Origin of the sequence: Pseudoalteromonas sp. B62 (genome assembly GCF_037162565.1) — a bacterium.
GTDB classification, from domain to species: Bacteria; Pseudomonadota; Gammaproteobacteria; order Enterobacterales; family Alteromonadaceae; genus Pseudoalteromonas; species Pseudoalteromonas fuliginea.
Map to the genome: position 1 here is coordinate 172785 of NZ_JARLVB010000001.1, position 20828 is coordinate 193612.

At 37.8% G+C, this 20828-nt stretch carries 25 protein-coding genes and 2 pseudogenes; 5 read left to right on the plus strand and 22 right to left on the minus strand.

Going from position 1 to position 20828, the window contains the following annotated elements; all coding sequences use genetic code 11:
* Positions 1-4: 4 nt before the first annotated feature.
* From P4S71_RS00605 to dapA, 5 genes are all read right to left on the minus strand, one after another.
* Entirely contained in the window at positions 5-250 is a 246-nt protein-coding gene (locus tag P4S71_RS00605; protein ID WP_002958648.1) for an acyl carrier protein, read from the minus strand.
* A 21-nt stretch (positions 251-271) separates the two neighbouring features.
* Complete coding sequence (locus P4S71_RS00610; RefSeq protein WP_008137204.1) at positions 272-529, minus strand: phosphopantetheine-binding protein; 258 nt, start codon at positions 527-529, stop codon at positions 272-274.
* Positions 526-1266 carry a lysophospholipid acyltransferase family protein gene (locus P4S71_RS00615; RefSeq protein WP_033040640.1) on the minus strand — a complete coding sequence of 247 codons (741 nt, stop codon included), beginning with the start codon at positions 1264-1266 and terminating at the stop codon, positions 526-528. Before P4S71_RS00615 ends, P4S71_RS00610 begins: the two co-directional genes overlap by 4 nt.
* A gap of 34 nt (positions 1267-1300) precedes the next feature.
* A complete protein-coding gene (locus tag P4S71_RS00620; RefSeq protein ID WP_198403034.1) occupies positions 1301-2014 on the minus strand; it encodes a beta-ketoacyl synthase chain length factor in 714 nt (237 codons plus the stop codon).
* A 116-nt stretch (positions 2015-2130) separates the two neighbouring features.
* Positions 2131-3048 (minus strand): 4-hydroxy-tetrahydrodipicolinate synthase, encoded by a 918-nt coding sequence (gene dapA, locus P4S71_RS00625; protein WP_096794539.1) that lies wholly within the window; start codon positions 3046-3048, stop codon positions 2131-2133.
* 171 nt (positions 3049-3219) lie between these two features.
* Between dapA and P4S71_RS00630 the strand changes: the two genes are divergently transcribed.
* Together P4S71_RS00630 and P4S71_RS00635 are read left to right on the plus strand one after the other, a co-directional pair.
* Positions 3220-3873 (plus strand): DUF6058 family natural product biosynthesis protein, encoded by a 654-nt coding sequence (locus P4S71_RS00630; RefSeq protein WP_007378679.1) that lies wholly within the window; start codon positions 3220-3222, stop codon positions 3871-3873.
* A 129-nt stretch (positions 3874-4002) separates the two neighbouring features.
* Positions 4003-4863, plus strand: a complete 861-nt coding sequence (locus P4S71_RS00635; RefSeq protein WP_008137213.1) for a delta-class carbonic anhydrase — start codon at positions 4003-4005, stop codon at positions 4861-4863.
* A gap of 77 nt (positions 4864-4940) precedes the next feature.
* Here the strand turns inward: P4S71_RS00635 and P4S71_RS00640 are convergent, their stop codons facing one another.
* The 7 genes from P4S71_RS00640 to P4S71_RS00670 form a co-directional block, all read right to left on the minus strand.
* Positions 4941-5705, minus strand: a complete 765-nt coding sequence (locus P4S71_RS00640) for a 2-keto-4-pentenoate hydratase (RefSeq protein ID WP_337120938.1) — start codon at positions 5703-5705, stop codon at positions 4941-4943.
* Between the two features lie 138 nt (positions 5706-5843).
* On the minus strand, positions 5844-6191 hold the full coding sequence (locus P4S71_RS00645) for a hypothetical protein (RefSeq protein ID WP_337149833.1): 348 nt from the start codon (positions 6189-6191) through the stop codon (positions 5844-5846).
* Between the two features lie 108 nt (positions 6192-6299).
* Positions 6300-6458: a hypothetical protein gene (locus tag P4S71_RS00650; protein ID WP_337149834.1), complete on the minus strand. Its 159-nt coding sequence runs from the start codon at positions 6456-6458 to the stop codon at positions 6300-6302.
* Positions 6459-6484: 26 nt separating this feature from the next.
* The gene (locus P4S71_RS00655) at positions 6485-6640 is read right to left on the minus strand and encodes a hypothetical protein (protein WP_337120935.1); all 156 of its coding nucleotides are present in this window, start codon (positions 6638-6640) and stop codon (positions 6485-6487) included.
* Between the two features lie 302 nt (positions 6641-6942).
* Complete coding sequence (locus P4S71_RS00660; RefSeq protein WP_007378673.1) at positions 6943-7230, minus strand: putative quinol monooxygenase; 288 nt, start codon at positions 7228-7230, stop codon at positions 6943-6945.
* A gap of 79 nt (positions 7231-7309) precedes the next feature.
* Positions 7310-8125: a 2,5-didehydrogluconate reductase DkgB gene (gene dkgB / locus P4S71_RS00665; protein ID WP_337149835.1), complete on the minus strand. Its 816-nt coding sequence runs from the start codon at positions 8123-8125 to the stop codon at positions 7310-7312.
* 156 nt (positions 8126-8281) lie between these two features.
* Positions 8282-9454: an MFS transporter gene (locus P4S71_RS00670; protein ID WP_337149836.1), complete on the minus strand. Its 1173-nt coding sequence runs from the start codon at positions 9452-9454 to the stop codon at positions 8282-8284.
* 116 nt (positions 9455-9570) lie between these two features.
* Here P4S71_RS00670 and P4S71_RS00675 point away from each other — a divergent pair, with 116 nt between their 5' ends.
* Positions 9571-10458 (plus strand): LysR family transcriptional regulator, encoded by an 888-nt coding sequence (locus P4S71_RS00675; protein ID WP_337149837.1) that lies wholly within the window; start codon positions 9571-9573, stop codon positions 10456-10458.
* Positions 10459-10490: 32 nt separating this feature from the next.
* On the opposite strand, the gene P4S71_RS00680 is transcribed toward P4S71_RS00675, so the two are convergent.
* A complete protein-coding gene (locus tag P4S71_RS00680; RefSeq protein ID WP_007378868.1) occupies positions 10491-10787 on the minus strand; it encodes a hypothetical protein in 297 nt (98 codons plus the stop codon).
* Positions 10788-10969: 182 nt separating this feature from the next.
* The gene (locus P4S71_RS00685; RefSeq protein ID WP_007378869.1) at positions 10970-11239 is read right to left on the minus strand and encodes a hypothetical protein; all 270 of its coding nucleotides are present in this window, start codon (positions 11237-11239) and stop codon (positions 10970-10972) included.
* 239 nt (positions 11240-11478) lie between these two features.
* On the opposite strand from P4S71_RS00685, the gene P4S71_RS00690 reads away from it, so the two are divergent.
* Both P4S71_RS00690 and ykgO read left to right on the plus strand, forming a co-directional pair.
* Positions 11479-11745 (plus strand): type B 50S ribosomal protein L31, encoded by a 267-nt coding sequence (locus P4S71_RS00690; protein ID WP_007378870.1) that lies wholly within the window; start codon positions 11479-11481, stop codon positions 11743-11745.
* Complete coding sequence (ykgO, locus tag P4S71_RS00695; RefSeq protein ID WP_007378871.1) at positions 11745-11879, plus strand: type B 50S ribosomal protein L36; 135 nt, start codon at positions 11745-11747, stop codon at positions 11877-11879. The genes P4S71_RS00690 and ykgO overlap by 1 nt, the downstream gene beginning before the upstream one ends.
* A 63-nt stretch (positions 11880-11942) precedes the next feature.
* Here ykgO and P4S71_RS00700 read toward each other — a convergent pair whose 3' ends face one another.
* From P4S71_RS00700 to P4S71_RS00735, 8 genes and pseudogenes are all read right to left on the minus strand, one after another.
* Complete coding sequence (locus tag P4S71_RS00700; RefSeq protein ID WP_096794534.1) at positions 11943-12329, minus strand: OsmC family protein; 387 nt, start codon at positions 12327-12329, stop codon at positions 11943-11945.
* 72 nt (positions 12330-12401) lie between these two features.
* Positions 12402-12791, minus strand: a complete 390-nt coding sequence (locus P4S71_RS00705; RefSeq protein ID WP_096794533.1) for a cytochrome b562 — start codon at positions 12789-12791, stop codon at positions 12402-12404.
* 135 nt (positions 12792-12926) lie between these two features.
* Positions 12927-14705: a sugar phosphorylase gene (locus P4S71_RS00710; protein WP_033030120.1), complete on the minus strand. Its 1779-nt coding sequence runs from the start codon at positions 14703-14705 to the stop codon at positions 12927-12929.
* Positions 14706-14744: 39 nt separating this feature from the next.
* On the minus strand, positions 14745-15977 hold the full coding sequence (locus tag P4S71_RS00715) for a glycosyl transferase (protein ID WP_096794532.1): 1233 nt from the start codon (positions 15975-15977) through the stop codon (positions 14745-14747).
* Complete coding sequence (locus P4S71_RS00720; protein WP_007378876.1) at positions 15970-17715, minus strand: HAD-IIB family hydrolase; 1746 nt, start codon at positions 17713-17715, stop codon at positions 15970-15972. The genes P4S71_RS00715 and P4S71_RS00720 overlap by 8 nt, the downstream gene beginning before the upstream one ends.
* Positions 17716-17860: 145 nt before the next feature.
* Positions 17861-19097: pseudogene (locus P4S71_RS00725) on the minus strand (uracil-xanthine permease family protein).
* 9 nt (positions 19098-19106) lie between these two features.
* Positions 19107-19736 (minus strand): uracil phosphoribosyltransferase, encoded by a 630-nt coding sequence (gene upp / locus P4S71_RS00730; RefSeq protein WP_007378878.1) that lies wholly within the window; start codon positions 19734-19736, stop codon positions 19107-19109.
* A 146-nt stretch (positions 19737-19882) separates the two neighbouring features.
* A pseudogene (locus tag P4S71_RS00735) lies at positions 19883-20776 on the minus strand (phosphotransferase); the annotation flags it as partial.
* Positions 20777-20828 lie beyond the last annotated feature (52 nt).

The following is a 20828-nucleotide window of genomic DNA, read 5'->3' on the forward strand; positions in this document are numbered from 1 at the left end:
AGTATTAGTTAACTAACTTTTCTATTTCGGTGACTATATCTTGCACTGTGCGCACAAGCTTAAAGGCATCAGGCTCAATTTTTTTACCTGTGATTTCTCTTAATTTCACAACTAAGTCAACTGCATCAATACTGTCTAAATCAAGATCTTGGTATAGGTTAGCCTCTAAGCTAATATCTTCTGGGTCTATTTCAAATTCGTTTTCTAAAATGCCGTGTAATACATCATAAATTTCAGCAGCAGTTTTCATTTTTCTTCCTACTTTTATATATTAAGAACGTGCTTGTTCAATAAATTTTGCTAAAGAATTAACTGAGGCAAAGTGCGCTTTAGTTTGCTCAGAATTTGCATCTATTTTCACATCAAATTGCTTTTTTATCGCAAGGCCAAGCTCTAACGCATCTATGCTGTCTAGCCCTAGCCCATCTACAAATAAAGCGTCATCGTCTTTAATGTCAGCAGTGGTCATGTCTTCAAGGTCAAGGCTTGAGATAATCAGTTGTTTTATTTGTTCTTTTAATTCGCTCATATATTTTTTAGCTCTTGTGTAAAATAATGTTGTAAATCTTTAGTCAATTGGCGTGATTGCATTGCAGGCATATCGCTGTCGTACGTTGCACAATTAAACTGCTGGCTCGTAAGCCTCATTGTAAAATGCGCCTGATATGGCGCGACTTTATACCAAGGAGTGCCTTTGGTTAAAGTGTTTGGTTTCATTTTAATTAAAAAAGTAGTGATAGGCGCATTACATCTAATTGCAATATTTGCAGCGCCACGTTTAAACTTTAATTTTTTGTGAGGCTCTGTCCGTGTCCCTTCAGGAAATACAATTAAGTTATTACCCGTTTGTAAACTTTGCTCGCACTCTCGTAATAACTCTTGCGGATCATCATTACTTATATAGCCTGTGCTTTTAATAACGCCGCGCACAAAAGGGTTTTTAAATAAATGCGCCTTTACTACGCAATCTGCGTTTTTTATCACCGAAATTAAAACAACAACATCAATTAAAGAAGGATGGTTTGCTAATATCAATTGTCCTTTTAAGCTTTCAATTTGTGCTTTATCGTTAACATGAAACCGAATAGCACCCAGTAAATGCATTAAGCTAACAAACAATTTGAAGCAGTAATGCACTGTTTTTCGAGCTTTAAGCTTTTGTTTAACTGGGTTATTTTCAAATAAACGCTGAGCGGGAAAAATAATAAAGGCTAATACTAAACCACCAATTCCAAAAACTGAAAAGCAAAATGCAGTAGTAATCATTCGCCAAAACAATCCACATAGCCTTTGTGCATTTTTAAGCATGGTACGTAAGCTGCCAATCGTGCTCAAGCGCGTTATGAACAAGTAATATATTGCTGCGCTCATACAAAGCTTTAGCGCATTGGATACTCATTGGTAAGTCGCTTTTTTCCATGCCCGTATTAAATACTTTTTTTAAACTAAAATGAGGTTCGCCTTCTTGCGGGGCTCTGATTATTAAACCAATTGAGTGTGCTATTTGCTGTTCATCAGCGAACTGCACGTAAATGTCAGGGAGGGTTTCATCGGTATGGACTATTAATATATGTTGCTGTTCACTATCAATAAGGCGTACAACGCCATCTACTAGTGCATAAATAAAGCTTTCAGCGCCTGCCGAAATTGCATTTGTAGCACTTGTATTACCCTGTATTATCCCAAAAAGTCCTGAAGCCGCATTATGCACACTTAGCCCAAAACCAGTTGGCGACAAAGGCTGATCATTTACTACATCAACAAGTAAGTTAGACGTTTTGTGAAAATCGCCGTGGCGAGAAGAGAAAACACTAGGTAAATTAATATAGCTACCTTGAGCACTTACTTGATGGGCACTAAAGAGCGCCATTTTAATAAAAGGAGTCATGCGGCGTCGCTGCATAGCAGGCACCCAACTAAGATTTAATACGGAGGAATCAAACCAATTACTCTCTTTTATTTGTCGCTGTTCAGGCTTTATCCATATAGCGAGTTCTTCAACAACAAATTTCACAGATATACATATTTTATTAATTATAAGGACGAGAATTTTACCGATATTAGCAATAAAAGTAAATAATCATTAAATAAAAGCCAGCAACTAAAATCATTCAGTACTGGCTCATATTACTAAGAAAGTAGAGCAATATTTTTTATATCTATATAGTCAGCCTTACCGCCTACTACATCACTTTCGTTAAGTTGATTTATTAATGGCAAACCGATTTTTTGTTGCTCCTCGCTAAGCGGTAAATACGGTAATCTAAATACTGGATTTACTGCACCTGTCATCATCAACGCGGTATTAATAGCAATCGGGTTTGGTTCACAGAATAACCAGTTCATTAATGGTTGTAACGAAGTATTTAGCTCGTTATTTTTAGTATCCATTAATTGGCGAAATAACCCAGGTATTAAGTTAGAAGTAACCGAAATAACACCGTGCGCTTTATGTGTGTGGCGCGCATCGTGGCTTTCGTCATCGTTACCCGACCAACATGCAATACCTTGTTGCTCATAATGGGCAATGCGTTCATTGCCGCCACACTCTTTAACACCAATAAAATATTCGTGCTTTGCAAGTGGCTCAATAATATCAGGTGTTAGGTCTTGACCTGTGCGCCCTGCTACGTTGTAAATAAAGGCTGGGCCAATATCAAGCACACGCTTAAAGTGCTCTTTAACACCCGCGATTGACGTACGTCCGTAGTACGGGTTAATTTGCAGTGCTGCATCCATACCGCTGGCAAAGCCATATTTAGTTGCTTTAATCGCTTCACGGGTGTTGTTACTACCGGTATTACCAACAATAACCAGTTTGTCGCCATACTTGTTTGCACTGTGCGCTATAAGCATTAAATGCTCTTCCCAGTTCATTAACTGGCCTTCGCCTGTTGTGCCACCGACTACAATGCCATCAACGCCCGCTGCAATTTGTATTGCAACGAGTTCATCGTACTTTGCTAGGTCTATTTCACCGTTTGCTAAGTATGGCGTTTTAATCGCTGTAATAAGGCTTGCTTGTTTAATTTGTTCTAGGGTGCGCATAAAAATTCATTATTTATAAAACTTGCGCTATTTGTAACATATTTGCCAGTACTTTTGGAGGTGTAAGCGCATATTTAATTATAAAATACCTTGTGTTATTGAGTTTGTTAATTCAAAATTAAGCACTGTATACATAAACAGTATTTGTATTTTAACGATACCAGAGGCTTTATGCGTTTATCTGACTACTTAGCAACTCATTTTTATAACACCGATGAACTATGCCAAGCATTAAATATAGATTCAGACATGCTTTTAACTTGGCAAGAGCAAAGTGTTTTCCCCAAACCAAGTTATTGTATTAAAAGTCAACTTAGTTGTAGTTCATATTCAGGTTTGTATGAATGCGAAGAGTATGACGATTACTACCCACGCGGCTGTGTAAATTGGGGGCAAGGTTTAATAAAACAAAAAATAGAATCATCAAGCCATGCTTTTAATTACTTTGCACAACAATACATTGCCATTTTGACTAAATTAGCTCAGCAAGGGTTTGAATTTAATGAAGAGTTATTTGGCTGCGAAATAGACGAGCACTTACAACAAGTCTGGCAACAATTTTTATGCAGTAAATACGGCGTACTTACTCAAAATGGATTAATAGACGAAATAGTCGCTGTTGATATTGGTCGCTTAGTTGTAGACGATATTACCGAACTACGAAGTAAAGCGAGTTTAGACAAAGACGAGCGTTCTTACTTACATCCCGCTATGAAGCTTTTAAACCGTGCACTGAGTCATGGTGCCGATCATGAAAAGCAAAGCACATTACGCACTCGCTACATTGATGCACTTGTTTTAAAGTATGATTTGTCTATTAAATAACATTATATTAAGTTGATTATTTACTATTTTAGGATTATTTTTAGATTAAATGAGATCTATTAACGTAACTATCACGTATCAAACGAGCGAAAATTCGCAATAAAGCACCTTAATAAAGGCACTGACTCAATGACAATGAAAACAAAAATAAGCTTAATTTCTGCTGCACTCACAATTCTTTCTTTTAATACGCTTGCTAAAGCTAACCACGAGAACGTAAGCGATGACGTAGTAAAAACACAGCGCGCCGCACTTGCTAAAAACACAATTAATAAAGGTTTTGGCCCTCAATCTCCGCGTAATATTGATAATCATAAAGGCGAGAATACAGTAATATTTTCTGATGCGCCTGCTTCATCACAAATGAACTTATGCAATATCCATTTTCATAAAAATGCAGAACACGCCGGCGGCGAGTTTAGTAAATATGCAGGCAATGGCGATGGTCATGGCTATCAAAGTGGCTATGTGTATTCAGGCTCTTTAACTAAAAATGAGAGCAAACCTACAAAAATAAAGATTTGTCCGAGCGAACACGGCGCTCTTTCAGTAGGCGACACCATTGAAGTTCACAATGTGCATAGCAGTGCAATGGTTAAACCTGGCCCTACACTGGGTAGTTGTTTGAGTGATTCGATTAAAAATCCGCAACTACGTGTTGAAGCGCAAGTATACGTATTAGTAAACGATGCAAACGCGCTTGATTTTAACGAAATAAGTAACGTGTCATCGGTTAATGGCTATTACCAAGCAGCGAATGCACTTACTAATACTGGTGAAGCAGTTATTTATACCGGCTCTACCACTGGCCCTGGTTACAATGAGGCAGGCTCTCCTTTCCAAGTAACATGGTCAGTTAAACCAAAAGTAGCAAAAGTAGATATAAACAGTGTAGGTAAGTGGTGTGAAAGTAATACCTTTAATGAAGATCATGCTCACGGTGTAAGAAATCTCGTAATAAACCCTGCATTACTCTCTAAAATCAAATAATTAAAATTTAGCCTAATAAAAAACAACCCACTAATTAGTGGGTTGTTTTATTATGACCGTTAAAATGAGTATTACGCTTAATGGGATAAAAATGTCACATTAAATGTATTTAAATCTTCATATGTAATACATGTTTGCTCATTGGTATTAAGCTCAACAACACCACAATAAGAACCTGTTATAAACACTTGCCCTGCTTTTAAGCTAATTCCCTTTGCTGATAAGTAATTAACTGCCCAATAAAGTGGAAGTTGCGCAAATTCAGCAGGATGCACACCCGCTAAATTTAACTCCAGCTCAGTTTGCTTAACGTTTATATTTACAGTACTTGCGTTATACGCTTTGGCTTTATCTATTTTCGGGCCTAAATACACGCCTTGATTAGATAAACCATCAGCCAGCTTTTCAATGTGAGTGCTTGGAGTGTCTTCATCAAATCTTTTTTGAATAAGCTCAAGTGCCAAGTGGACGCTGGCAAATGCAGTATCCACGTCTTCATTTGTATAGGTTTTATTACTTGGTAAATCGCTTTGTAAAATAAATGCAATTTCTGGTTCAATAAGCGCTTTATTGTTTGTTGTATACAGTGGGCAATTTTCAGCTTGTTTTATAGGTGCATGTAAAAGAGGCGCTAATATAATTGAGCCATCATCTAAAGGCAGCATACACTTCCAGCCATATACAGTTTGATCATTTAAGTAAATCATCAACTTTTGTACTTCTATCGCATCGTCAGTCGAGTCTAGTACTAACTCTTTGGGAAAGTTTGAACGCGCTGGGTTTTCTTCTCTTTGTGCTAATAAATGAGTAGCAATTAGTTTTAGCTGTATTGAGTTGTTCACATAAATCTCTTTAAAATACGTTGCTGGTTAAGCAGTAAATAGGAAGGATTATATTATTAATATATTAGTTTAGGCATTGGAACATCATGTTAAATGCCTCTAGTTAAAATTGTATTTAAAACAAAGCGTGGTAATTATTTAAGTATCAACAGATTTAAGCGAGCGTAAAAACAGCCCTAAGCCACCAAACGCTAAAATTATAATAACAATCAAATCAAACGACGTCATAGTTCGCATACTAAATCGAACACTCGATATAACGCCAAATATTAGTGCTGTTAACGAGCCAAGCGATAGCACCCAGCCTAAAATGTTTTTAGAATTATAAAAAATTAGGCCCACACCAAAAAGAAACGGGATCATAACCATGCCGCCTGTAACGCCAAAGCCACCTAAAGCATTAACACTATAAATGCGAGAGCTTAGTCCAAAATTAGAAGTCACCGAAATTGCGTTTAGCAGCATATAAAAGCCACCGCACATCATAATTAATTATTCCTTTTATATTTTTAACTTAATCGTTTTAAATGGTAATTGCTCAACTATTAACATTGACCGCGGTCTACAAATCAATCAGTGCACACGCGAAAACACTTATTGCGTAATTACATGCCAAATAACATAAAACCAAGATAAAAAACCATGCAAAATTGCCCATAACACAGACTCGTTAGCACTCCATGAAATAGCAATTGCTAGGGCTGTACCAAAAGAGACTCCATATTTTACTATTTCATTTCTTGAGTTTCTCATTAATTATATTCCTAATTTTTAACTTGTTAGCTGCTTGATTTGCTTACTAAAACTGAAAGCTCTTTACCATCAATATTGATACTTGCTTCTTTGCCTAGTTCAACAACTAAAGAGGGAGCCATGTGTTTTCCACCTAGCTTCAGGTCAGTTGCTAAACTAACAGAAGAATCATCAATTTGCATTAGTAAGAGCAAAACCATATGAATTATCAACTAAAACAGGTGGGCCAAGTAGATTTTCTATTACCATAAAATTTGGCGTTCACTACAAAACTATCTTAGATTTCGACACACTACGAATTCATAAAAAGAGTCCTATTAGGTTGCATTGATATATTGGGGAAGTTGAGTATTTTAGAGGCAGGTTAGAGTGAAAAAATAAAAAGGTGATGTAAGTTAACAGCACCTATTTGAGTATTTACTTTATTACATGTAATTTAGCTAAGTATTTTAATACATACCATAATAAGCACTATAAAAATAATTTAACCAATTGATTTATATACATCGATACTACTATTGGTTAAAAGCCCAGTAACTTGCATACCAAACGCTTTAAAGTGTGGCTCGTTTTTATGCGCTTCAAAGTGTTCGTCAGACGCCCACTGTTCGCTAACTACATAGTCAGTATGTTCATCATCACTTTTTACCGATAATTCATAACGTAAGCACCCTACTTCTTGGCGCGATGACTTTTGTAAGTTTTCAAGTGCTGTAAGCATCACATCTGCATCAATATTTTTGCACGACAGTGCAGCTATAACCGTTAACATGTGTATTCCTTTTTAAAAGTTAAGGTGTAGATAATCTACACCTTAAAATATTTAGTTTAACTTTGCGTTTGAGGTAAGTTTACTGATCCCACTGCGGCGCAAAGTCTGGTGTTGCTTGGCGGTCGCCACAATCTAGAGCGTCAATGCGGGCTATGTCTTCATCATCTAATTTAACGTGGTCGTTAAAGTTATCTTCTAAATTTTTGCGCTTAGTTGATGATGGAATTGTCGTCATACCGCTGGCGTTAACCCATGCTAAAACAACTTGTGCTGGACTTGCATCGTGCTTTTTAGCAATGTCGATAATGGTTTGATCTTTAAGTACTTTGCCTACTACAAATGGCATGTACGCCGTTACGTGTATATCGTGCTGAGCACAAAACGCACGCAATCTAGTATTAGTTAAATATGGGTGAACCTCAACCTGATTGGTAAATATTTCACGCGAGTCGAGTGTTTGCATTGCTTCATTTAAGTTTGCAATGGTGAAGTTTGATACACCAATGTGTTTGGTTAAACCAAGCTGCTTCGCTTTTAGTAATTCAGTGAGGTATTCACTCATTGGCTCGTCGTTAGCAGGCGATGGCCAATGAATTAGCAGTAAGTCGACCGAATCAACTTGTAGCTTTTCAAGTGACTTTTTAACGCTTGGAATAAAGTCGCTTTTGTTTAATTTGTTATTCCACACTTTGGTGGTTAAGAATATTTCACTGCGCGGAATATTGCTGTCTTTTATAGCTTGGCCTACTTGCTCTTCGTTGCCATAAATTTGTGCGGTATCAATATGGCGAAACCCAACTTCAAGTGCCATTTTTACTGAGTTATAGGCAGTGTCGCCCTCTAAGCGGAATGTTCCCATACCTAGTTCTGGCATTTCTATTACACGTTTTGTCATGGTTTATCCTTATAAAATAATCGGTTAAAAACAAGCTCTTTTAAAGCTTTACGAAATACACCTTTTACTTCTTATTGCGACTGTCACTTAAAAATCTATGACCTTATAACAGGTATGAGGTCATTAATTTTAGTTTCAATCTTAACAGCTAAGACTTTATGCTTGCTGAATTTCACGTTTATCAAGCATACCGCTGTAGCGTGTAACACCGAGGGCTAAAACAGAGATAACAGCGCCTATCCATGCTGTGTCTTGCAGAGTCATGTTCTCTACTACGCTACCGCCAATAATTGAGCCAAGAGCAATACCAATATTAAATGCGGCTATGTTTAAACCTGATGCAACATCTACCGCATTTGGCGTGTGCTTCTGCGCTTGCTTTACTACATAAAGTTGCAAGCCTGGCACATTGCCAAAAGCAAATGCGCCCCAGACTAGAATAGTAAGTACAGCGGCAATTTTTGATTCCATCGTAAAGGTAAATATCAGTAAAATAACACTCAAAGCGCTGAATATAATACTCAAAGCGCTAATTGGGCCGCGCTTGTCGGCCAACTTTCCACCCCAAATATTACCTACCGCTACCGATACGCCGTAAACAAGCATTATTAAGGCAATAGCCGAAGGCGCAAAGCCTGTTTGTTGCTCTAAAATAGGTGCTAAATAAGTAAACGCTGTAAACGTGCCGCCGTAGCCCAATATCGTCATTAAATACACGAGTAATAAACGCGGTTTTACAATTACTTGTAGTTGTTCTTTAAACGTGGCTGGTATTGATTGTTTTAAGTTTTTTGGCACTAAAATAGAACTGCCGATTAATGCAATTAAACCTAATACCGACACAACTAAAAACGTTGCACGCCAACCAAAGTGTTGTCCAATCCATGTACCTAGTGGCACACCAGTTACGAGTGCTACAGTAAGCCCGGTAAACATAATGGCAATTGCACTGGCTTCTTTGTCTTTGCTTACTAGACTTGTGGCAATAATCGATCCGATTGAAAAAAACACACCATGGGCAAGCCCCGTTAATATGCGCGCAAGTATTAATGTTTCGTAACTTGGCGCTTGCCAAGCAAGTAAGTTACCCAATACAAACAAGCCCATTAAGCTTATTAAGACCACTTTACGATTCCAACGACCCGTTAAAGCTGTTAGCACCGGTGCACCAATAGCAACGCCAACCGCATATAAACTTACAAGCAAACCTGCTGAAGGTAGGCTTACGCCTAAGTCGTTTGCAATGGTGGGTACTAACCCCACTATTACAAACTCAGTTGTTCCTATTGCAAATGCGCTTAAGGTAAGCGCCCACAAAGCCAATGGCATAGTTATATCCTCATTAATATATGAAGAATATAGTTTGGCTAAAATATCGTTTGCAAAAAATAGCATTAGTGACAAAATACTTTTGTTAATAATGCAAAGATGGTGTTGGTATATTTATGGCTGTTCATTCAAAAACTGAAGATTTAGAAACGTTTATAACGGTAGTCGATTGCGGAAGCTTTTCGGGGGCGGCTAATTTGCTCGATCAACAAGTGGCTAAAGTGTCGCGAGCTGTATCACGCCTTGAAAATACACTGAAATGCACTTTGCTAAACAGAACAACACGCCGATTAGAACTTACCGAAGAAGGCCATACTTTTATAAAATATGCGCGCGAAGGATTAAATACGCTTTATACCGCTGAAGAAGCCATAAAGCTTTTAAAACAAGCGCCAAGTGGCAAGCTGCGAATAGATGCGGCAAGCCCTTTTGTATTGCACCAACTTACGCCTTTAATTGGCGAATTTGCTAAGCAATACCCGCACATAACGCTTGATATAACCTCGCACGATAGCATTATTGATTTACTTGAACATAAAACCGACCTAGCCATACGCATTGGTGATTTAAAGGACTCAAACCTACATGCTCGTAAGTTAGGCCATAGTAAACTGCGTATAGTCGCAAGCCCTGAGTATTTAAAAAGTAACCCTAAAATTAATGCTATAAATGATTTAACCAGCCATAAATTAATTGGTTTTACCGACTCACCTAAACTTAATAGCTGGCCGTTAATTCAACCTTTAAAACTAAGCTATTCGCTGAGCGCGAGTAGCGGAGAGACAGTACGACAATCATGTTTAGTAGGGCAAGGCATTGCTCTACTTTCGGATTTTATGATTGGAAATGACATAAATGAAAAGCGACTTATTGAATTACTACCCAATGCGGTTATGAGGCCAAATAATCGTGAAATTATACAAGCGGTTTATTATAAAAACAGCGCAGTTTCGTCTCGTATTGTCGCTTTTTTAGATTTTATAAAACCAAAACTAACTTTGTGATCTTTTAAAATAGAAATAATAAAGGTAATAAATTAATCATCGAGTGTTATTTGATAACCAACATAAATAACCATGGCTCTCATCCTCATCTCTCTCCATGATATAAACTGCGTTTGCCTAGTTATGTACGCTTCCCAATCGTTACTAGGAAATAAATTAAATTGTTTTTCATCCGTTATTTCAAAACCGCCTCCGGCCAATAAACTATCAAAATCATTATACTTTGTATGTGAGCTAATAAAGTCAGGTGTCATTAGTTTATTAAGCGGTATTTGATTATCTTTCACTATTGTTTTTATATTATTTACTAACTTATTAATGTCTGCCACTGTTGACTCCTGTTAACTGACTAATTTTAACAAACATTTCTTAAAAACTTGAATTATTAAACTAATTTAGCTCGGTATAACCAAACTTTAATCAGAGAGTAAATTTATATTAGTCTAATAACGCTTTAATCATAAAGTTAAATTATTCGTATTTAGAGTAAAACTAAGCATCTAAAACAATATTAGTTTTGATGCTCATATTGACCTCGATAAATTTCAAAAACTTTTAATACCGTATGCTGTTCTTTAGATAAATTATCAAACCAATCGTCAAACAATTCATCATTGTCTTGCTCACTGAGTGCCATATATTGTGCCAATAACTCAACAATGTCGTTGTGGTTACAACTTAAAGGATTAAGTTGATGTGCTAAGGCACTATGGTCACGCTCTCTTAGGGTATCCATCACCCCTTGATCTATTTTTTCTTGTTGTTGTACTGCGTCGCTCATACATTACCTCTGTGATCAACTGTAAATGCGGTTTTAACGTTTTTATTAGCTTAAATATAGTTATAACAGCCTAAACGCTAATAGCCAGCATTTTTAATCTAAGTGCTTATTTTTTGATTTATTTGCACAAATAGCCATCAAACTGGTGCTTTTCACTGCTTTTAAAACTATTTGCAAAGCACAAAAAAATGCGTTAAATTAAATGATATATTATCACATATCATTTATTGAGGCGCATTATGAAACCAAATATTCACCCTGACTACCAAGTAGTTGCTTTTCACGACACCGCTGCCGACTCTTATTTTATTATCGGTTCAACAATTAAAACCAACCGCACTGTTGAGGTAGACGGTAAAACTTATCCGTATGTGCCTATTGATGTGTCGAGTGATTCACACCCTTTCTATACAGGTAAGCAAAAAACCGTAACCACAGATGGTCGTGTTGCACAGTTTAATCGTCGATTTAAAGGTGTTTCAACGAGTAAAAAAGAGGAAAAATAATGAAGGTACTTAGCTCACTCAAAAGTGCAAAACAGCGCGCTGGTTGTCAAATAGTTAAACGCAAAGGCCGTGTATTTGTTATCTGTAAAAGCAACCCTCGCTTTAAAGCCGTTCAAGGGATGAAAAAGAAGTAATCTCAGCGGGGTATTAATACATAATTAGGTAGCTTATTTAAGCTACCTAATTTTAGGACGTTACTATTTTACAATGACTGAAAATTCAGGCACGGCCTGAATTACTTTTTTAACAGTACACGTATTAACAGCAGCTATAAGGGCTTTTTTATATTTTTCAGGAAAACCCTCTGGTAGGTTAATTTCAATAGCAAATAACTTTTTACCATTGTCATCAACGTTTTCATTGTTTTGTGTTAGCGTCATTCCTTGTGTAGAAATATCACGTTGTTCACAAAATTTTCGTGCGTAAAACCCTGCGCATAGCACCATGCTCACTAAAAAATAGTCAAAAGGTTCAGGGTGTTCGGCACTCCCACCCGCAGCAATACTTTGATCGCTTATCACTTCTAAATCGCCAAATTTTGCACTTTGCTTTTGGCCTTCTAACATTGAAACTGAAATTTCCATTGTTATTCCTTATATAACCTAAATGTTGGTTAAAATATTTACTAATACATAATTTTTTAGTTTGAGCCTAGATTACGAACCAAACAATAATTCAAAAAAGCCTGGTGGCTCATGTAGTTTGTGATATTTTTTACGTAAATCATCTATATTTTTTAATGATGCTTTCGCCTCTGCGAGCCCTTGTTCATTAGCCGCATTTTTAGCAAGCTCAGCCTGAGTAATTACTTTATCAAGGCCTTGTAATGACTGTTCGGGCTCTTTATAAAATTTGGCTGTTTTACTTACTTTTACCAGCTTAATAAACTTATCGATTGCGATATTAAATTCTTTTAGATCAGTTGCTTGTACTGCTTGTTTATAAGCAAGCCCTGTGTTTTTCATGTTTATTTCGAGATCAACAGGCTGATCAGCAAATGCTAATGAACTAAATAACAATGTGAAAAATATATAAAAAGACTTCATGAACAACCTTACTAAGTTAAAAACCTACAGATTGTATCAAGGATAGAAAAGAAAGTAACTCGGGTAGTAGAATAGATCGAAACTAACTGTAAAGCCCCTTTACAGTTAGTTTGATATTTAAATTGTTAAAAATATTTACTGCAGGTTGCTCAACCACACGCTTTGATATGGCTCGAGTTCAATATTTAGCTGCCCTTCTTCTATTGTGTTTACTGCGACTAAATCGAACCATTGCTGCGTATTAATTAGGTTTAAATCGGCTAGTATTAAGGTTTGTGCTTTATCGCTTATATTATAAACACAAAATATACTTTGCTTTCGATCGATGCTTTGTCGCCAAAAACCAAATAATCCCCCCGCTAAATGCAGCGTAAACTGCGTGGCATTAGGATGAAACGCACTTTGCTTTTTACGTACACCCAATAACGCTTTAATACCGTTAAATACTTTATGATGATGGCTGTATTTTTCACCAATCGCTGCTAACAATTTTGACTCTTGCCAACGATGACGGTTAATGGCTCTGTTGTGTTGAGAGTTTTCAAAACGCTCGTAATCGTTTGTTGTGCCAAGTAAACTATGGATATAAAGCCCTGGTATTCCCTCAAGTGCAAACATAATTGCGTGTGCACACATAAACCGTTCAAGGCCAAATTTGTCTGGGCCGTTATGTGTTCCTTGTAGCGCATCGAATAATGCAATGTTTAGCTCATACGGGGTATGTGTGCCGTCATTACTGGTACGCATTGAAACACGCCCACCAAATTGCATCGTTGTGCTTACGAGTGAAGCCACTTCGCTAGGTTCTAATAGACCCTCAATTGGCCTAAGCCCAATTCCGTCATGCGATGCTATAAAGTTAAAGTAGGCTGTGCCGTTTTGCGCCGGCGGCATACTCATCATCCAGTGTTTAAGTGCTGTGCTATCACCACTTAACAAAGTGTGTAGCAATAATGGTGGCAGTGCAAAGTTGTAAATCGCATGCGCTTCATTGGCGTTACCAAAATACGATAGGTTTTCTTGATTTGGGATATTGGTTTCGGTAATTATGACCACACTTGGCTCTACATGCTCAATAAGCGTGCGCATTAGCCTTACGGCTTCATGTGTTTGTGGTAAGTTAATACAATTTGTATTTAGTTGCTTCCATAAAAAAGCAACTGCATCGAGTCTAAATAAGCGCACACCGTTGTCTAAATAATGCCGAATTATACCCACAAACTCTTTAAGTACATCAGGATTGCCAAAATCAAAATCAACCTGATCGTGACTAAACGTGCACCATACGTGCTTTTCGCCGCTTGGCGTTGTTACGGTATTCAATAACGATGAGGTACGCGGGCGTACAACTTGGCTTAAATCATCAGTTAAGCTTGCCGTTTTAAAGTAATCTTTACCTGGGTGTAAATCGTTTAAAAAATTCTCAAACCATACGCTTCTGCTTGAGCAATGGTTAATTACTAAATCAGCCATTAGCTTTACATCTTTGGCTATGTTTTGAATATCCCCCCAATCCCCTAGCGATTCGTTAACTTGCACGTAGTTCATTACTGCAAAGCCTTCGTCTGAGCTGTACGGGTAAAATGGTAATATATGCAGCGCATTAAGTTGCATATCGCATTGATCTTTTATAAATCGGTGTAGTGTTTTGAGCGGAGCTTCCATTGGGCTTGATACCGCAAAATCACTATTATCATGCTTAATAATTGAATCGCCATAAGCTATCAATACTATATCTTGTTCATCCCACCTGTTTGTATGCGGTGTCGGGTCGCGCAGTGGACTGCTGCCTAAAATAATCTTAATCAATTGCTGAGCAAGCTCAGCAATTGATAAGGGCAGTTCAACATCCTCATAAATTATTCGAAGATGTTGCTCTACCCGCTGTAAAAATAGTTCGTTAACTGTGCTCACATGCGCCCCTTTTATTTTTTAGTTACTTAACCTGAACATTTATTTTTTAGGTTGGCTATATTCTTTGTTATCTAACTCCACTGCTTCTTTTAAGCGCTCAAATACATCTGGCATTGCTGACACAACACGGTTCCAACTTGGTACAAATGGCGCTTCCATTGGGTTATCTAAAAATTGTTGCCCTGCATTCATAATATTTTGTGCAAACATTTCTACTGCTTTTTCTTCTTGATGCACATCAAGCGTTAAGCCATTCATTATTGCATCATTATGGTAGGTTTCTATAAAATCTAAACCAATACGGTAATACGTTGCTTTGAGTGAGCGAATAGTTTCACTGGTAAAAGTAACGCCTTGTGTTGCTAGCTTTCTAAATAAAGCTTTGGTTATATCAATCGACATCTTAGATAACCCAGCACTTTGATCATCAAGTGATAGTACTTGGTGTTTGTGATCGTAGTTATCGGCGATATCTACTTGGCACAAACGATTATGTGAATAATTACGATACATTTCACTTAGTACGCCAATTTCTAATCCCCAATCACTTGGGATGCGAATGTCGTTTAATACATCACGTCTGAACGAAAACTCACCTGCTAATGGGTATCTAAATGAGTCCATGTATTCCAAATAGTCGCGGTTACCTAATATAGTTTTGAATGAACGCAGTAGTGGCGTTACTAATAAGCGTGATACACGGCCGTTAATTTTTCCGTTTGCTGTACGCGGGTAAAAGCCTTTACAAAATTCATAGTTAAAACGCGGATGCGCAACAGGGTAAATTAAGCGAGCAAGTAGGCTTCTGTCGTAGGTTAAAATATCGCAATCATGCAGCGCGATAGATTCTACTTCTGCTGTTGCTAGCTTATAACCCATGCAGTACCAAACATTTCGGCCTTTTCCAAGCTCTCTTGGCGCTACGCCTAGCTCTTGTAATTCTTTATCAAGAGCTTGTAAGCGCGGGCCGTCGTTCCAAAGTACTTTGTGGTTTTGATTTAACTCTTTAAAAAAACCAAGTGCGTGGCGATACTGTGCTTCGTCAGCTCTATCTAGGCCAATAGTAATTTGCGATAAATACGGTACTTCACGCAACTCGCTAACTATATTTTGCAGCGCAGGGCCTTCTAACTCGCTAAATAACGATGGTAATATAAGCCCCATTGGACGCTGCTTACTAAACCCGATTAATTCTTTTTCTAGCTCTTCAATTGGTCTGTCAGCTATATTGTGTAATGTAGTAATTACGCCATTTTGGTAAAAATCAGCCATGAGATGTTTGCTCCTCAGTAATACTTAAAATACTGTTAATACAAGGTAGTGATGTTATTTCTTCAATCCAACCTAATGGTGCTGGCGATTGTGAATAGCGTGCCTTGTTATGTGACAATTTAACCGGTTTTTTGCTCGCCGGATTTGCAATAATAATGGCAATATTGGCTTGCTCTAACATTTGCTTATCGTTATCGCTATCGCCCAATGCTATGACTGTGAGAGGCTTTCTAAAGTGATGGGTAAACTGCTTAACCAACCACTGCTGTGCAGCGCTTTTGTCTGTATTTTTGGCAATATGAATAAAGCGCCCTCCTACTTTTATGTCGTAACCAAGCGCTTTAACATCTTCGACAAAGGTATTTAGTAAGTCATCATTGCCATACCAATAAAGTGGATCTGAGTAGTCTCGCGTTTGCGCACGCCTTGCTTGTTCGTCACTCAACCCTGTTAACTCAGAGATTTGTTCACCGGTTAAGTTACTAAATAATTTATAATGCGCTTTGTATTTAGAATCGAGCGACTCTAAATCACTTAATAAACGCGACAAAGGCTTAGCTAATACAAAACACCAATAAGCGCCAACTTTTTTACAACCAATCGGTTTAAGTTCAAAGTAGTGATCGGGTATATAAACTGCAGCGCCATTTTCAACAATAAAAGGCTGTTGGATGTTTAATTCGTTTTTAATTTCAACCACTTCGCAAAATGTTTTACTGGTATTAAACACCACTGGGATATGTGCGTTTTGTAACTGTTGCAATAACACACTCACATTACTGGTGTTGTAATCGCTATGATCGAGTAAAGTGCCATCTAAATCGGTAAAAATAATTGGCTGAAGGGTGTCATCGCTAATTAAATGCATCCCACTTATATCGCGATTAGCATCAAGCTCAATCAGTGCGTTTGCTTTACTGCTCAAAGTATTTAAATTTTCGCGTGTAATACGCTCAAAATGAGAAATAAACCACACTAACTGCGCATTAGTCATCGTGCCTGATCCTGCACCTTCTTTAGCAATTAGTTTTTGCTCTTGCTCTTGTCTCCATGTAAATACATCACTAAAGCTTGGCGCTTTAAGCATTACGGTGTAATCAATTTTATTAAAAATTGCTTTATACTCATTGGCTAAACAACTGTTTATACAACGACGCCACACGCCCTCCTTATCATGAAGCTGCTCCAACTCATTAAGCGGTTCACTCAATGAAAATAATGGCTGCGGCTCACTGCCTACACACCATCCTTCTAAAATAACAATATCGACAGGCGTTGAATTAGCTAACCATTCATTTTGAGAAACGCAATCATCAATGTGTTTATTAAAGCGTGGTAATGGCACATTTATATCACCTGCTAATAGCTGCGAAATAGTGCTATTCATCAACTCCGTGTCATGAGTACCTGGTACTCCACGAGTTGCAAATAGTGGATGAACATCCTCAGCAAGTTGTTTACGCGCTTGCTTAGCTAAATAAAAATCGTCAATAGATAATGCGACACTGTTAAGGGATGTGTTTTTAGAAAACCACGTAACTAAAAAATCAGCGAGTGTTGTTTTCCCTGATCCTTGGCATCCATTTATGGCAACAAAAATAGGAGTATTTGTTTTTTTAGATTCGAGGATGTCATGCGCGAGTGGAACAAAGTATTGCTCACTCAAATATTGATACTTTAAAGGCAGTTGGTGCTTTGCTAAAAACGGGGTTATATCCACAATATTGGCCTCTGACATAGTAACTCCTTGCATACAATACGTTCTGAAGGAGTAAATGCAGATACTAGACCAATATTTTTTTTGTATATTTTTTAATAGGTTAAAAAAATAGCGCATTTAAAATGCGCTATTATGGTGCAAACTAATTAGTTAATGTTCAAAATTAAGCCTCTACAGGCTCTGCTTTAGGTAATATTAAGTTAAGTACGATACCTAAGATGGCGCATAAACTTACGCCCTCCAAACTAAATTGGCTACCACCAACATGCATTCCTCCAATACCGCACACTAAAATAAGGGCAACAATGCTTAAGTTGCGCGGCGCAGTTAAATCATCTCCCGACTTAACCAGTGTATTTAGGCCAACAACGGCAATAGAACCAAAAAGTAGAATCATAATACCGCCCATTACAGGTACCGGTATTGTTTGCAGCCCAGCCCCCATTTTAGCGATAAACGCTAAAGCAATAGCAATAATGGCCGTCCACATCATTACTTTTGGATTAAAGTTTTTGGTAAGCATTACTGCCCCCGTTACTTCTGAGTAAGTAGTGTTAGGCGGGCCACCAAATAATGACGCGGCTGATGTAGCTAAGCCGTCACCAAACAAAGTACGGTGCAAGCCAGGCTTTTTCAAAAAGTCTTTGTTGGTTACTTGGCTAATCGCCATCATATCGCCAATGTGTTCAATGGCTGGCGCAATAGCCACTGGCACCATAAACAAAATAGCTTGCCATTTAAATTCTGGCCATGTGAAGTTAGGCACAGCGAACCATTGTGCATTACTTACTGCGTCAAATTGCACAACACCTAAAATAAGCGATAAGCCATAACCCGCTACAACCCCTGCCAGAATAGGAATAAGTTTAAATACCCCTTCCCCATACTGCAAAAACAAGCGTTACTAATAACGAAAACATCGAAATAAAAATAGCGTTATTGTAATCAATAATTTGAAGACTGCCGTCGCCACTTTTACCCATCGCCATATTTACAGCAACAGGTGCAAGGGCTAAACCAATAACCATAATTACGGGGCCTACAACCACAGGTGGTAAAATTTTATGAAGCGTTGCTACGCCTTTAAATTTTACTAATAAGCTCAACAGCATATATGCAAAACCTGCCGCCATTAAGCCCCCCATTGTCGCGGGCACACCCCACATTTGCACGGCAGCAATAATAGGTGCAATAAAAGCAAATGAAGAGGCTAAAAATATAGGCACTTGACCTTTAGTCACTATCTGAAACAGCAAAGTACCAATGCCTGCGGTAAACAATGCCACACTCGGATCGAGCCCTGTTAATAGCGGCACAAGCACCAATGCACCAAATGCTACAAACAGCATTTGTGCACCCGTTAAAATGGTTTTTATAGAAAATGTGGCGTTATTTTGCACTGAACACTCCTAAACTGTACCGAATATTTTGTCGCCCGCATCACCTAAACCGGGCACTATGTATCCTTTTTCGTTCAGGTGGCTGTCTACTGATGCAGTAAATATTTCTACGTCTGGGTGAGCCTCAAGTGTTTTTGCAACGCCCTCCGGTGCTGCTACAAGTATAATAACTTTAATTTCTTTACAGCCTGCTTTTTTAAGCATGTCGATAGTGGCAATCATTGAGCCACCGGTTGCAAGCATTGGGTCAATTACTAGGCTCAAACGCTCGTCAATATTACCTACTAACTTTTCAAAATAAGGGATTGGCTCTAGCGTTTCTTCGTTACGTTGAAGACCTACAACACTAACCTTAGCGGCTGGTAGTAATTGCATTACACCGTCCATCATACCAAGGCCTGCACGTAAAATAGGCACTACTGTAATTTTTTTACCTTTAATGTGCTGCACATTTAATTTATTGCCGTCCCAACTGGTAATTTCGTTATCTTCAAGTGGAAGGTTTTTAGTAGCTTCGTAGGTTAATAATGTGCCTACTTCAGAGCACAGTTCACGAAAGCTTTTAGTGCTAATGCCATATGCGCGCATTAAACCAAGTTTATGTTGAACAAGAGGATGAGTAATAACGTGAATAGCCATGATAAAAACCTACAGAGACAATAATTAGCGGTATTTTATATTAAAAAAGGTCATTTGACCTGTAATTTTAATGGGATTTTCATATGCTGTGCAAAAATCTATTGCTTTGCTTGATATTTATGCAAGTGGCTAACACAGTCTGTTTATTAAATATTAGCTGCTAACCAGTTATTTACTTGCTTAAGCATATAGCTATTTATTTTTTGATGTTCAGGACTCCAGCCAACTAAAAACCGATAAAAGTCAGCCCATGCCGCAGGCCATAAAACGAGCCAATCGTCAGCTATTTTACCTGCTGGTGCTGTAGGGTGATAAATATTAATAGCAGCCTTTAAATTATCAAAATAGTACACAAGGTAATCCTCAGCCCATTCGTGTAATTGTGCATCACTTAAGCAACTGGTCATAAAACACATTACATCAATTATCCCACTACCTGCACCTATATACTGAAAATCATAACCGAGTATTTTATCGCGCTCATTTGCTGCAAAGTTAGCAAGTTTTGCATCGCCATGAATCAGCGTTTTATACGCACAACTTTGTAGTTCCTCATCTATTTTATGTGCAAAATTTTTAATATCGGACTTTTCATTCGCGTTTGTTTTTAATTTATTAAACTCATCTGGCCGCGTACTTAAATGCCAATAATTGCCTTGCCGCCACAAGCCGTCAACAGGTTTGTTTAGGTTAAATGCATGAAAGTGCGCAAGCCACTTTAATATAGCTTTTATATGTTCGCTTTTCGCTTGAGTAAACCCATGCTTGGTAAAGTCTTTAAACACCAGCGCGTATTCATCATCTTTATTAATTGCGCTTATACATTCAATACTTTGCGCATGTACTGGTAAATGCTGGCTATAAAGCTTATAAAAAGTGTATTCAACGCTATAGGAATGCTGCTTTCTTTTAAGTGCAAATTCGCTTTGTTTAATTTTTGGATGGTTTATATAGCTAGGTATTTTAATCGCTTTAATAACACATGCCTCATCATCAAGCTGGCACTGCACAATACTGCCACAGCCACTCCAAAGGGATGTTCATAGGTTGGATCTTAAGAAAACTTGAAGTTGAACTCTGTTAATGATCAAA